A 12170-nucleotide genomic window follows, 5' to 3' on the forward strand; every position below is an offset into this window, starting at 1 on the left:
CGCACCATGACAGTATCATATCGCATTGCTTTAGCTGGCTGCGGGGGAATGGCGAATGCCTGGGTAGAATATGCACTCGGGCGGAAGGATACGGAAATTGTTGCACTGGTTGATCTGTACCCCTCGGCTGCACAAGCAATGGCTGCCCGTTATAATTTAACCTGCCCAACGTTCACCGATCTGAAGCAGGCTATTGCCGAGACCGGTGCTACCCTTGTATTTGACGTGACGATTCCGGAAAGCCATTTCACAATTGCCCGGACGGCACTGGAAATGGGTTGTCAGGTCTTCGGAGAGAAACCGCTCGCTGGCACAATGGCAGAATGTAATGAGATTGTGGCCTTAACGGAGCGGACGGGTAAGACGCATGCTGTGATGCAGAACCGTCGCTTTGATCATCGGATTCGTTCACTACGGAGCTTGATGGAACAGGGGACTATCGGCAGAACCGGGTATATCGGCGCAAGCTTCTTCCTGGCTCCCCATTTCGGTGGCTTTCGTGATGCGATGGAGAGTCCATTGTTGCTGGACATGGCGGTACATACCTTTGATCAGGCCCGATACATCAGCGGAGCCAATCCGGTGACGGTATATTGCCAGGAATTTAATCCTCCGGGATCATGGTATGCTGGGAATGCCGCGGCCATATGTATTTTTGAAATGTCCGACGGTTCTGTGTTTAGTTACCAAGGTTCCTGGTGTGCGGAAGGCGCGCCGACGTCATGGGAAGCTTCCTGGCGAATTACCGGAGAGAAGGGGACTGCGCTTTGGGATGGCAATGGTATGCCTTATGCCGAGGTGGTGACATCCGGCGACCAGACCGGCAAATTCCTCTATGATTATGAAACCGTTCAAGGCCCGGAAGTGGAAATGAAGAATACATTCCATCCAGGTTGTCTGGATGAAATGTTCTTGTCACTGGAAGAGCAGCGTCCGGCAGAGACAGACTGCAGGGATAATCGTTACAGTATGGCCATGGTGTTCGGAGCACTGGAGAGTGCTCGAACCGGGCAGAAGATCGTTATTGCAGATCTAATCAACGTTTAAAGAAATTTAACAGGGCCAGCAAAGCGGTTACAACCGTTTTTGCTGGCTTTTTCGTATATATTGATAAAAAGTTCTCTCCAGTATCAATTTTATATTGACCTACAAACCGTCCAGACGGTACACTAAATATAAAGAGGTGATGTTATTGACAGCTCATAATGTCAATTCCAAACGGGAAGCGATTCTGAATGCAGCCTCAACAATTGTACAGCGGGACGGAATGGGTCAGCTGACGCTGGATGCGGTTGCGAAGGAAGCAGGAGTCAGCAAGGGCGGACTGTTGTATCATTTTTCAAGTAAAGATGCCCTGATTACCGGCATGGTGGATAAGAGCAATGAAGAATACGGGCAGAATGTCCAGCTGAAGGCAGAGGCTGATCCTACTGTACAAGGGTCGTGGAGTCGTGCATATGTGGGAACCGCCTTTGAGGAGGTGGAGCAGGGCCTCGACAGGAGTTCAGCGCTGTTCGCTGCTGCTTTTGCAAATCCCAAGCTGCTGGACGGAATGAGGGAGCAGTTCAAGAACTGGCAGAATAACATTATCCATGATGGTATCGATCCTGTACAAGCTACCATTATCAGGCTGGCCGCCGATGGGCTATGGTTTACGGAGCTGTTCGGAATGGCCCAACTGGACGAGAAGCTGCGGGATCAAGTGTTTGAACAATTAATTTCATGGTCTGGAGGAAATAAAGAATAATGGGTTACTTGTATCTAGCTGTATCTATCTTATTTGAGTTGTTCGGGACGTCGATGCTTAAGGCATCACAAGGATTCAGCAAGCCGCTGCCAGTTATCGGGGTTGTTGTTGGTTTTGTTGTAGCCTTCTTCTTCTTATCGCTTACATTGAAAACAATTCCGCTGAATGCCGCTTATGCTATCTGGTCAGGGGTCGGTTCGGTGGCTACCGTCATTATTTCTGTACTGATCTGGAAGGAAAAAATATCGACCGGCAGTCTTGTCGGCATCGCTCTGATCGTAATCGGTGTAGTCGTCCTGAATCTGTTCGGCCCGGGTCACGGGGATACAACGAGTTCCGCACAAACCGAAGTGGTCTCCGCTAAATAACAAATGCGGGTGTCCTAATTGCCAATGGCTGTTTGGGACACCCGCATTTGTTTTAAAGACCCAGAGATTGAATGAGGGCGAGTATACCGAAAGATAACATCACCAATCCAGACAGTTTGTTGAACAAGGTCTGCTTCGAGCCTCCTGCCGTCATTTTGCTCCGGAACAAAGTAGTGCTGCCTACCAAACAGATCCACCATATAACGGAACCCAGAAAAACACCGCCTATCAAAAACGGCATGTCGGAGTTGTTATGCGACAACTGAACACCGGAAGCGCTGAAAACGCCGAGAAAGAAAACAATCGTCATAGGATTGGATAACGTCAAAAGCAGCGTTACTATGTATGTATTTAGTAAATTTTTTGGAGAATAAGATTCGGTGCTGCTTCTCATCCGGGGAGTAGATAGTAAAGATTTCATGCCAAGATAACAAATAAACAGTCCGCCTAGGGCTTGTAGCAACGTTTTGTAGTCAACCAGAAAAGTAGTGAGAGTGGATAAACCTAACCCTGCGATACAACCATAGATTGCGTCCGCTGTGGCTGCTCCCAAACCACAGGATAGTCCGTTTTTGAAACCTGAGGTCAGGGTCTCTTTGATACATAATATGCTGATAGGACCTACAGGAGCTGCGATAGAAACTCCTAATAGGATTCCTTTTGCGAGCCATTCCCAAGTCATAGGGATGCACTCCTTTTCTCTATTCTTCTTTCAGCGTAGATAATATAAAAATCGTATTGGAACGAACAACGTCATGATTCGCCTTTAGCGTATGCGTTATAAAGCTCTCCATTTCGGATAGGTCCGGTAATCCAACTTTTAGGAGATAGTCATATTCACCCGAAATATGGTGACATTCTAGTACTAACGGTGACTGAGTAATGTTCTTGCGGAATTGCTCAGTTTTGGCTGAGCCATTCAGTTGTACAAAAATAAAAACCACGAAGTTGTACCCTATAGCTTTACGGTTCAATTTGACTGTGAATTGATCAATCACTCCGTTTTTCTCTAGTTTTCGTATTCTTTCCGTGACGGCAGGCACGGATAAGTGTATGGCTTTACTAATTTCGGAACTTGTGATGCGACCGTTGGCCTTGAGCATTTCCAAAATCTGAAGATCGATGTCGTCCATTGCTTTCACTCCTTTAGGCTAATTATACAAAAAACGAAATAAATGAAAATGTATGTACTAAAAATGAAAATTTATTTAAGTGTTTATCTAATTGGGTTTAAAATAATTAAATTGAGCTTGGCTGAAAGTGGATTGAACTTTAAAACTTTAACCGCAAAAATAGTGAGATCGTAAGGGAGTTATGCACAAACGGATGTTTCTCCTCTAAATAAGAAATGCCCTGCTCCTCTAAAGGAACAGGGCATTTCTTATTTAGAAGCCTTTATATTGAGGCTCTTCTTTTTCCAATTCTTGAACCCGGCTCTCTACTTGCTGTACGATTTGCTGTGTTTGTGCTGCAGCGTTGGTAAACAGTGTTTTGGCATCCTGATTTTGTGTTGAAAGAGCGAATTGTTCCAAGCTAGCCTGAGCGCCTTTTAGAGAAGAGAGACATGTTTTTACCTGCGAAGCTACCGTCATTTGTAAGTTCCTCCTTCGGGTGATTGATACTGATTAACGTTGAATATGATTCACTCCGGTTTGCGTCATTATTCAGGGGAAAAAATCCCTGTTTTCTTCCGGTTCAATTAACAAATAATGAATGTGTTAAGCAACATGGACACTTAAATCAGAGGAGGAGTTACAGTTGCCGTTATGGTTGGAGGTTATTGTGCGGACGCTATGCGCCGTCGTGGTTCTTTTCTTTTTAACCAGATTGCTCGGGAAGAGACAGGTGTCTCAGCTCTCGTTATTCGAATACATTACAGGCATTACCATCGGGAGCTTGGCGGCCTATATATCCATGGATACAGAGAAGAATTGGTTTCTTGGCCTCATTGCCCTTGCGGTCTGGGTTGCCGTCTCGCTTGGCTCTGAATGGTTGCAGATCAAGAGTAAGAAAGCAAGAGATTTCATGGACTTCAAATCTGCGGTCCTTGTTAAGGATGGTAAAATTCTCGAAGAAAATCTGAAGAAGGAGCGCTTGTCTTCGGATGAATTGCTGGCTGAACTGCGTAAGAAGGATGTCTTCAGGCTCGCTGATGTTGAGTTTGCGATGATGGAATCCTCCGGTACAATTAACGTCCTGCTGAAAAAGGAGAACCAGCCGTTAACTGCCAAGGATCTTGGGATTATCGTTCCTCAGCAAAAAGAGCCGCTGGCTGTCATCATGGACGGGAAGGTGCTGGATGAGCCGCTGGATAATCTGGGCCAGACCCGGGGCTGGCTGCAAGGCAAGCTCGAACTGCTGGGATTGAATACCGAAGATGTGTTTCTGGGACAGGTAGATTCCTACGGTGATCTGACCGTGGATCTCTATGCGGACAAAATCAAGGTGCCGGAGTTACAGGAGAAGCCGCAGCTCTACGCCACCCTCAAAAAAGCCGAAGCAGACATGGAATTGTTCAGCCTTTCTACACAGAACAAGGAAGCTAAACAAATGTACGAGGACGCTTCTAAGCAGCTGCTGGAGATGGTGCAGACCTTAAAGCCTTATCTTCAGGGCTAGAGAAGCGTCGCTCGTAGTGTCAGATTTTTTTGCGCTATTGAAACACCTCACGATCCCAACAGCGGATCTCGTCAATAGTAAAGGACTGGCCATTCTCCGCGGAGTTTGTCAGCCTGAGTGAGAGACGATCGCTGGCAAGTTCCATAGTAAACAGCTCCTCAATATGAAAAATACCGGGAGGCAGTGTTGCACCATAGATCGCCCCCGCCACAGCGGCGGCAGCCCGGGCCGTGATCTGGGCCTCATTTCTCCCTTGAAGTCCATATTCCGCAGTAAAGGGAAGACCGTTCTTCGTGCCACAAGCATCTACCTTAATAGCAAATTGATCACTACCATAGCGGAGCTTGCCAAAAGACCATACTGCCGCTTTACGCATTCGTTCGCTACGTAGCATTTTTTTCAGTCCGAGTTTTTGTAGCCAAGCTACAGCACCGGTAGCGATTCGGGAATCGAAGCACAGGCGGGTGGAGACAGAAGGGATGCCGAGTGTCCGGGGCAAGGTCTGCTGGTCGGAAAAAGGAAATCGGTAGGCTGTGCGGCGCCCCAGACCCTCCCCAAGATCACTTATCTTACCGCTTGTAAAACTGGTCGCTGCCACAAGGCTTCCGTTCTCAACAATATTGAAGTCTGCCCTTAGATTGTCCACGGTCCATTCAATGGCTGCTTTTCCATGACTATCACCAAGTCCAAGCATAATGGTGATGTCCGCGCGGTTGGCATGATCCATGGCTTCACTGGCTTGGCGAGCCAGCATGTTGGTCAAGCCGGGGGCTAGTCCGACACTCAATACAGCTGTTCCAGGGAGTGGTCTAGAGGGGGATGCCAGCGCTTCAAGGCGGGTAAGAAAAGCGCCGTTAGCAGAAACATCCACATAATACACTCCGTTTTGCAAGCAAGCTTCAGCGAAAGTAGTATCTTGCTGATCCATACACATCACTATAAGTTTCGCCCGTTTTAGCAGCTTTGGGTCTGCTTTTTCTGTGAGATCCAGGCGCAGCGGTTTCACCTTGCCGCCTGTGGTCTTGCTGAACTGCTCAGCACGTTCCAGGCTGCGGCCTGCAGCATAGACATGCCCAGGAAAGTGTTTGCTGAGCAGGGTGCAGATTTGTGAGCCGACATGGCCGTAACCGCCGATGACGATAATATCCTTGTTCATTGTGTGTTGCCTCTCCTGACTTGATGATATAATGTGCTGCTATATAATTAGTAATTATCATCGTGAAGTCAGAATGAAACCATCCCATATTTGTGGGATTCAGAAGGAGAAGGGCATGTCACAGAGTCTGGAAGCGTTCAAGAAAGAGCTGGAGCGACTGGAGAGAAGAACGTCATCATCGCATGAATACAGGGAGGCGATGATTAGCAGGCTGAAGGACTGGATTCCGTTCGATGCTGCTTGCTGCACAACGGTTGATCCATACACGCTCTTGTCCACGGGAGCCATTGCGGGAGAAGGTATTGAAGCCATTCATGCCCGGCTGTTTGAATATGAATATTTGCATGAAGATTTCAACAAATACGACGATTTGGTCCACCGGCCGGTCCCTGTGGCAACACTTAGTGGTGCCACAGAAGGAGAACTGGGGCGAAGCGGACGTTATCTTGCTGTGCTCCAGCCTGCGGGACTAGGGGATGAAATCCGTGCAGCTTTGCTGGCCGGAGGGGCCTGCTGGGGATACCTGACATTGTTCAGGGCAGCGGAAGGATCTTTCTTTTTCCAGGCAGCGGAGGAAGCCTTTCTGGCGGCTGCCGCGCCATGGATCGCCCAGACCTTGCGAAGGTACACATTAAGCACGCCACCAGAGGATATTCAGGGTCTGCAGGAGGAAGTTGGCATCCTTGTGTTGTCTCATGAATTGAACCCGATCGCGTCCAATGGTCAAGCCAGGAAATGGCTGTCCATGCTTGGGGAGTGGGAACAGCTTGAGCCGGAGATCCTGCCAAGTCCGGTGCGGGCAGTATGCTCGCGCGCGCTTGCAGAGCTGACTGCTGAGCATCAGCCCTCTAAGGCCAAGATTTGTCTGCGATTGCCATCAGGCCATTATTTGGGCATTGCTGCCAGCATACTGGACGAGTCTTCTGGTCAGGTTCAGCTGGCTGTTACCTTTGAGCCAGCCCAGATCGCCGACATTTTGCCGCTAATTGCCGAGTCATATGGATTGTCGTCACGAGAGAAAGAAATCGTGGAGCAAATCTCTAAAGGGCTATCCACCAAGGAACTAGCTCACAATCTACATATCTCTACGTACACCGTTCAGGATCATCTCAAGTCGATTTTCACCAAGACGCGTGTCACGAGTCGCAGAGAACTAATCTGGCGTTTGTTTTCTCGTTACAGCAGTGATAAGAAAGCGTGAGATGCTGATCCGGAAAAATCGGCTTTGTGTACAGGTTGATACTAGTTGACCGCTAATTTCGCCAAGGCGAAGAACTCCCCGCTGTACGGAATGTTGCTACATTTTTATTTCTCTACTGCGGGAGCTATACTAGTAACGTAAAGCATTCGTCATAACTTCTGGTTGAGAGGATGATGTTCAATGGATTATGCAAAGCTAGGTTCCACAGGACTTGAAGTTTCACGTATTTGCCTGGGCTGCATGAGCTATGGGATACCCGAGCGGGGGAGCCATGCCTGGACACTGGGAGAAGAAGAGAGCCGGCCGTTCATCCGCCGCGCGCTTGAGCTGGGCATTAACTTCTTTGATACGGCCAATGTATACTCCGATGGGACAAGCGAAGAGATTGTCGGACGGGCATTGAAGGATTTTGCAGCCCGTGATGATGTGGTCATCGCAACGAAGGTTCATGGCCGGATGCGACCGGGTCCTAATGGCGGCGGACTTTCGCGCAAAGTCATTATGAGTGAAATCGACCACAGTCTGAAGCGTCTGGGTACGGATTATGTTGACCTATACCAGATTCACCGCTGGGACAGTGAGACGCCGATTGAAGAGACCATGGAGGCGCTCCATGATGTCGTCAAAGCGGGTAAAGCCCGCTATATCGGGGCTTCCTCGATGTATGCCTGGCAGTTTCTTAAAGCGCTGCATGTAGCGGAAAGCCATGGCTGGACGCGTTTTGTCTCCATGCAGAACTATCTCAACTTGTTGTACCGTGAAGAAGAACGGGAGATGCTGCCGCTCTGCGAAGCTGAGGGCATTGGTGTCATCCCGTGGAGTCCGCTGGCCCGCGGCCGGCTGACACGGGACTTCGAAGAGTCGAGTGCGCGTTCCCTGACCGATGAATTCGGGAAGCAATTATACGCCAAGACCGACGAAGCCGATCACCGTGTGGCCACACAGGTGAAGGAGATTGCCGAAGAGCGTGGCATTCCGCGCGCGCAGGTGGCTCTGGCTTGGGTGCTGCAGAAGAAGCCGGTAACTGCGCCGATTATCGGCGCGACCAAGATGCAGCACCTGGAGGATGCGGTGGCAGCCGTTGACATCCGGCTGACCCCGGATGAAGTGCAGCGGCTGGAATCCGCCTATGTGCCGCACGAAGTCAGCGGTGGACTCGGCCGTACTTTTTAGCAGAGCTTATAGCGACAGCTACAGATTACACATATTCATAAAGTCAGTTCCGGGACAAGCGGGGCTGGCTTTTTTTGCATTCTGGCTTAATCAGCCGCCGTACCTCGTATCGCATAACTTATTGTTAAATTGGCAAACTAAAGCAGATTTCCATCAACTTATGACCGGAGGCGAAGACCGTGGATGCACAGATGCTCGAGACTATCAAGAAGCAGTTAGCTGGGAGCAGCGACATCGTCTATCAGGTCTTTCAGGTGCATGGGCATGCCTGTACGCTAATCTATATTCCTTCTATTGTAGACCCCCGGAGTCTTCAGGTAGGCATTAGCGAAATATTGAAAAAGGAGAGTAACTCCGGACTGGATTGGCCGCAATTTCTCGAACGGCTGGAACGAGGCTCGGCGTTCTCCATCCCCAGTCTGAAATGCTTTGATATTACTGCAGCAGCAGATCTGGTCGTCATGGGGAATGTGGTGCTGGGAATGGAGGGCTTTCCGTTCCTTTACTATTTCGATATCACCAAATATCAGAAGCGCGCAGTCAGCGAATCACAGAATGAGCTGGTGGTTATCGGCCCGCAGGAAGCTTTCATTGAGGATATAGAGACGAATTTATCGCTGCTGCGCCATAAAATCAAGCATCCTGACTTGAAAATGAAGCATTATAGCATCGGTAAATATACGAAGACCGACGTGTATGTACTGTACATAGAGGGACTCTATAAACCAGAAGTGCTGGAGGAGATTGACCGTAAGCTCCAGGACTTGTCCATCGATGGCATCCTCGGCATCAGCTATCTGGCGGAGCATATTACATATGATGTGCTAACGCCATTTCCGTTGTTCCAGTATACGGAACGCCCGGATTCCGTGGCAGCCTCCCTCATGGAGGGCCGCATCGGCCTGCTGCAGGATGGTACACCATCTGCGCTGCTAACCCCGGTAACTCTTTTTTCCCTGCTGCAATCTTCCGAGGATTATTATCAGAGCTATTTCGCGGGCAGCTGGATACGGATTGTAAGATTCGTATTCTCCATTATCGCCTTGCTTCTTCCTTCACTATATGTGGCCATCACTACCTTTCATGCCCAGATCATACCTTCCAATTTACTGCTCACCATTGCAGCAGCACGGGAGAACATTCCTTTCTCTGCGTTGACTGAGGCTCTGATCATGGAGCTGACCTTTGAAGCGCTGCGTGAAGCGGGAACGCGTATTCCGAAGCCTGTCGGGCAGACCGTATCAATTATTGGGGCGATCGTCATTGGACAGGCGGCAGTAATGGCAGGCATTGTATCGGCTCCAATGGTCATTGTCGTATCCATAACAGGTATTGCTTCCTACATCATTCCGCATCTGGAGCTTGGATTAACGTTCAGGCTCCTGCGTTTTCCGCTGCTGATTCTCGGGGGGACCATGGGCTTGATCGGTGTGTTCACGGCAGCCTTTGTCCTTTATGGTCACCTGGCCAATCTTCGTTCCTTCGGAACGCCATATATGCAGCCGATTGCGCCCTTTGTCTTTCAGGATTGGAAGGATACGCTGCTGCGGGTACCCTCTACTAAGATGAACAAGCGTAGTGATGCCTTTTCCAAGCGGGACCAAAGGAGGCAGCGAAAAAAATGAACCTGCTAAAGCTGGGAATCGCCCTAATGCTTATGCTGAATTTGACGGGCTGCTGGTCCAAGGTGGAACTGGATGAATTAAGCTTCGTCTACGCGGTTTACCTCGATACGGGCAAGAAGCCAGGTACAGTCGAGCTGTCGATCAGTTCCCCCCTGACCAACCGTTTGATGAATGGGCAGCAGTCGGGCGGCGGCGATGGCGGCGGCAGCAACAAGACTTATGCGAAAGTCACCAAAACGGCGGAGACTGTCACTGACGCACTGATGCTGATCCAGAAGGATTTAACGAGAAACATCAGCCTGGCAAAGATCAAAGCGGTGGTGGTTGGTAAGGAATATGCCAGCAGCCGGATGGCCGAACTCCTGGAATGGATGAAAAGAGAACCAAGCTTGCCGCTTGGTACCTACGTTTTCGCCGCTCCGGGAAGGGCGCAGATGATCTCAAAACTTACACCAACCTTCGAGACACTTCCGGGCGAGGTCCTGATGAAGTTTGGGCAAAACAACTACGTACTGGGCACAACCATCAAGCAGTGTCTGATTGCGGAGGCTAGCGGGATGGGCTATGCCATCAATTACTTATCCTTTGGTAATAATCCGAATGATACGGTTCCGGCTATGCCTGAATATTGGGTCGGGATGCAGGGCGCCATGCTTTTCCAAAAGGATAAAATGAGGGGCACAGTCGGCCTGCAGGACGCGAGGTCCCTGGCATGGGCACTAGGGCATCCTCAGGATCCGGTGATGACGGTAACCTGGGATGAGGGAAAAAGCCGTGTGAGTGCCGTTTTCTTCACTTCCAAGGGGTCCAGAACTGTACGAATGACGGAGAACGGGCCTGTGTTCTATGTCAAGCTCAAAGGGCGGGCCAGTCTGGTCTACAAGAAGGACATCGAGAGGCGAAGCAAGACTGTGTTCAGTCGCATCGTAATAGAAGCGTTGGAAAAGAAGGCCGTTCAAGATTTGAACGAAGCGCTGCAAAAGACGAAGACAGCTGGAGCGGATGTGCTGGAACTAGGCCTGCTCATGGAATGGAACTATCCAAAGGAATGGCGGAAGATACGTGACCGTTGGGAAGATTACTATAAGAATCATGCCGAAATCCGAGTAAAGGCGAACTTCCAGATTGCCGATTATGGCACCGAGGTGTGATTCAATGTGAAGGGAGTACCGCATGCGCACAACAAAATGGCAGCTTACCCGGTTCGCGTTTATTTATCTGAATTCACAAGCGTCCATTTTTCTCGTGCCCACTCTGATTTCAAGTCCAACCTATCAATCCTGGATGGCGGTGATGGGTGGCACGTTGCTTAGCATCGGGATGATGTTCTGTGCGGTTTATGTAGGGCGGCTGAAACCGGGACAGGCTTGGGTGGATTTTGGCAGCAGTATTGTCGGCAAATGGGTTCATAAGGTTGTCATTGTGTTGCTGTTGTGCTGGTGTATATATTATGTGTCTTTGGATCTGGAGAATTTCGTGTTGTTCTTCGGCTCCAATTACTTGCGGGGAACCCCTCCATGGTTTATTCAGCTGCTCATAGGGCTGGTCATTATGTATACGGCGAAGCTTCGGTTCTCAAGTTTGATTTATATGACGGATGGGTTGTTTCTGCTGATTATTTCGGCATCGCTCTTCACAGTTTTTTTGTTCGTGCAGGAAGTCGACCTTAATATGCTGCCCGCGTTATTGCACTATCATGACCCGTTCGTAGCCGCTAAGGATTCCTGGATTGTGACTTCCTGGGTCTCGGAATGGATCGTCTTTCTATTCCTTGTGCCGGAACTCAAACTCGATAAACATGTTTATAAAAAGCTGACGATGGCCTCTCTATTGGTTATGGTATCGATACTTACAGGGTGGCTGCTCACTTTGCTGAGCCTGGGAGCCTATCTTGGTCCCCAAATTCAGTATCCATTTCTTGAGATGATCCGCAGCTCTACACATGACAATATTATAGGGAATATAGACCCGCTTCTAATCGGGATATGGTCTTCCTCGCTGTTTATCCACAGTGCATTTCTCATTTATGTCGCTGTCCGTTGCTTGTCGAGTCTGACCAACAACAAAGGGAAGAAGTACATGGTACAGACCCTGACGCTGATTGCCTTAGTGATTGCCTTCCTCTATTCGCAAAATGTAGCGGTGTACGACCGGGACTATAACTCCGCGGTTGCTATTTGGATTTGGTTCGGAGTGGACTGCCTTCCTGTGTTTTATTTTATCGTTGCCCTTATCCGTTTTCGAAAAAGACCGTTGGAATAGACATTATCCGGACATTTAT

The 12170-nt window shown here is 49.3% G+C and carries 13 protein-coding genes; 9 read left to right on the forward strand and 4 right to left on the reverse strand.

Annotated elements, in window-relative coordinates; all coding sequences use genetic code 11:
• The first annotated feature begins 6 nt into the window (after positions 1–6).
• From HPT30_RS18040 to HPT30_RS18050, 3 genes are all read left to right on the forward strand, one after another.
• Positions 7–1047, forward strand: coding sequence for a Gfo/Idh/MocA family protein (locus tag HPT30_RS18040; RefSeq protein ID WP_175372738.1), 1041 nt, complete (start codon positions 7–9; stop codon positions 1045–1047).
• A gap of 145 nt (positions 1048–1192) precedes the next feature.
• Positions 1193–1747 (forward strand): TetR/AcrR family transcriptional regulator, encoded by a 555-nt coding sequence (locus HPT30_RS18045; RefSeq protein ID WP_175372739.1) that lies wholly within the window; start codon positions 1193–1195, stop codon positions 1745–1747.
• The gene (locus tag HPT30_RS18050; protein ID WP_175372740.1) at positions 1747–2115 is read left to right on the forward strand and encodes a DMT family transporter; all 369 of its coding nucleotides are present in this window, start codon (positions 1747–1749) and stop codon (positions 2113–2115) included. Before HPT30_RS18045 ends, HPT30_RS18050 begins: the two co-directional genes overlap by 1 nt.
• A gap of 52 nt (positions 2116–2167) precedes the next feature.
• On the opposite strand, the gene HPT30_RS18055 is transcribed toward HPT30_RS18050, so the two are convergent.
• The 3 genes from HPT30_RS18055 to HPT30_RS18065 all read right to left on the reverse strand — a co-directional run bounded on the left by HPT30_RS18055 (position 2168) and on the right by HPT30_RS18065 (position 3707).
• Positions 2168–2797 carry a LysE family translocator gene (locus HPT30_RS18055; RefSeq protein ID WP_175372741.1) on the reverse strand — a complete coding sequence of 210 codons (630 nt, stop codon included), beginning with the start codon at positions 2795–2797 and terminating at the stop codon, positions 2168–2170.
• A gap of 19 nt (positions 2798–2816) precedes the next feature.
• Positions 2817–3248 carry an Lrp/AsnC family transcriptional regulator gene (locus tag HPT30_RS18060; protein ID WP_175372742.1) on the reverse strand — a complete coding sequence of 144 codons (432 nt, stop codon included), beginning with the start codon at positions 3246–3248 and terminating at the stop codon, positions 2817–2819.
• A 252-nt stretch (positions 3249–3500) separates the two neighbouring features.
• Complete coding sequence (locus HPT30_RS18065) at positions 3501–3707, reverse strand: DUF1657 domain-containing protein (RefSeq protein WP_066368813.1); 207 nt, start codon at positions 3705–3707, stop codon at positions 3501–3503.
• Positions 3708–3873: 166 nt separating this feature from the next.
• On the opposite strand from HPT30_RS18065, the gene HPT30_RS18070 reads away from it, so the two are divergent.
• A complete protein-coding gene (locus HPT30_RS18070; RefSeq protein ID WP_175372743.1) occupies positions 3874–4734 on the forward strand; it encodes a DUF421 domain-containing protein in 861 nt (286 codons plus the stop codon).
• 34 nt (positions 4735–4768) lie between these two features.
• Here HPT30_RS18070 and HPT30_RS18075 read toward each other — a convergent pair whose 3' ends face one another.
• Entirely contained in the window at positions 4769–5890 is a 1122-nt protein-coding gene (locus HPT30_RS18075) for a saccharopine dehydrogenase family protein (RefSeq protein ID WP_175372744.1), read from the reverse strand.
• A 115-nt stretch (positions 5891–6005) separates the two neighbouring features.
• On the opposite strand from HPT30_RS18075, the gene HPT30_RS18080 reads away from it, so the two are divergent.
• The 5 genes from HPT30_RS18080 to HPT30_RS18100 all read left to right on the forward strand — a co-directional run bounded on the left by HPT30_RS18080 (position 6006) and on the right by HPT30_RS18100 (position 12151).
• The gene (locus tag HPT30_RS18080) at positions 6006–7091 is read left to right on the forward strand and encodes a helix-turn-helix transcriptional regulator (RefSeq protein WP_175372745.1); all 1086 of its coding nucleotides are present in this window, start codon (positions 6006–6008) and stop codon (positions 7089–7091) included.
• Positions 7092–7271: 180 nt separating this feature from the next.
• Positions 7272–8264: an aldo/keto reductase gene (locus HPT30_RS18085; RefSeq protein WP_175372746.1), complete on the forward strand. Its 993-nt coding sequence runs from the start codon at positions 7272–7274 to the stop codon at positions 8262–8264.
• 191 nt (positions 8265–8455) lie between these two features.
• Positions 8456–9889 carry a spore germination protein gene (locus tag HPT30_RS18090; RefSeq protein ID WP_175372779.1) on the forward strand — a complete coding sequence of 478 codons (1434 nt, stop codon included), beginning with the start codon at positions 8456–8458 and terminating at the stop codon, positions 9887–9889.
• Positions 9886–11040 (forward strand): Ger(x)C family spore germination protein, encoded by a 1155-nt coding sequence (locus HPT30_RS18095; RefSeq protein WP_175372747.1) that lies wholly within the window; start codon positions 9886–9888, stop codon positions 11038–11040. Before HPT30_RS18090 ends, HPT30_RS18095 begins: the two co-directional genes overlap by 4 nt.
• Before the next feature lie 22 nt (positions 11041–11062).
• Positions 11063–12151, forward strand: coding sequence for a GerAB/ArcD/ProY family transporter (locus tag HPT30_RS18100; RefSeq protein ID WP_175372748.1), 1089 nt, complete (start codon positions 11063–11065; stop codon positions 12149–12151).
• The last annotated feature ends 19 nt before the right edge of the window (positions 12152–12170 follow it).

The sequence above is a fragment of the Paenibacillus agri genome (assembly GCF_013359945.1).
Classification (GTDB): domain Bacteria; phylum Bacillota; class Bacilli; order Paenibacillales; family Paenibacillaceae; genus Paenibacillus_AQ; species Paenibacillus_AQ agri.

Bases quoted from the DNA above. Each gene is read 5' to 3' on its own strand.
- HPT30_RS18090 (WP_175372779.1), top strand. From the start codon at position 8,456: ATGCTCGAGACTATCAAGAAGCAGTTAGCTGGGAGCAGCGACATCGTC.
- HPT30_RS18040 (WP_175372738.1), top strand. From the start codon at position 7: ATGACAGTATCATATCGCATTGCTTTAGCTGGCTGCGGGGGAATGGCG.
- HPT30_RS18065 (WP_066368813.1), bottom strand. From the start codon at position 3,707: ATGACGGTAGCTTCGCAGGTAAAAACATGTCTCTCTTCTCTAAAAGGC.
- HPT30_RS18095 (WP_175372747.1), top strand. From the start codon at position 9,886: ATGAACCTGCTAAAGCTGGGAATCGCCCTAATGCTTATGCTGAATTTG.
- HPT30_RS18075 (WP_175372744.1), bottom strand. From the start codon at position 5,890: ATGAACAAGGATATTATCGTCATCGGCGGTTACGGCCATGTCGGCTCA.
- HPT30_RS18085 (WP_175372746.1), top strand. From the start codon at position 7,272: ATGGATTATGCAAAGCTAGGTTCCACAGGACTTGAAGTTTCACGTATT.
- HPT30_RS18050 (WP_175372740.1), top strand. From the start codon at position 1,747: ATGGGTTACTTGTATCTAGCTGTATCTATCTTATTTGAGTTGTTCGGG.
- HPT30_RS18080 (WP_175372745.1), top strand. From the start codon at position 6,006: ATGTCACAGAGTCTGGAAGCGTTCAAGAAAGAGCTGGAGCGACTGGAG.
- HPT30_RS18060 (WP_175372742.1), bottom strand. From the start codon at position 3,248: ATGGACGACATCGATCTTCAGATTTTGGAAATGCTCAAGGCCAACGGT.
- HPT30_RS18100 (WP_175372748.1), top strand. From the start codon at position 11,063: ATGCGCACAACAAAATGGCAGCTTACCCGGTTCGCGTTTATTTATCTG.
- HPT30_RS18055 (WP_175372741.1), bottom strand. From the start codon at position 2,797: ATGACTTGGGAATGGCTCGCAAAAGGAATCCTATTAGGAGTTTCTATC.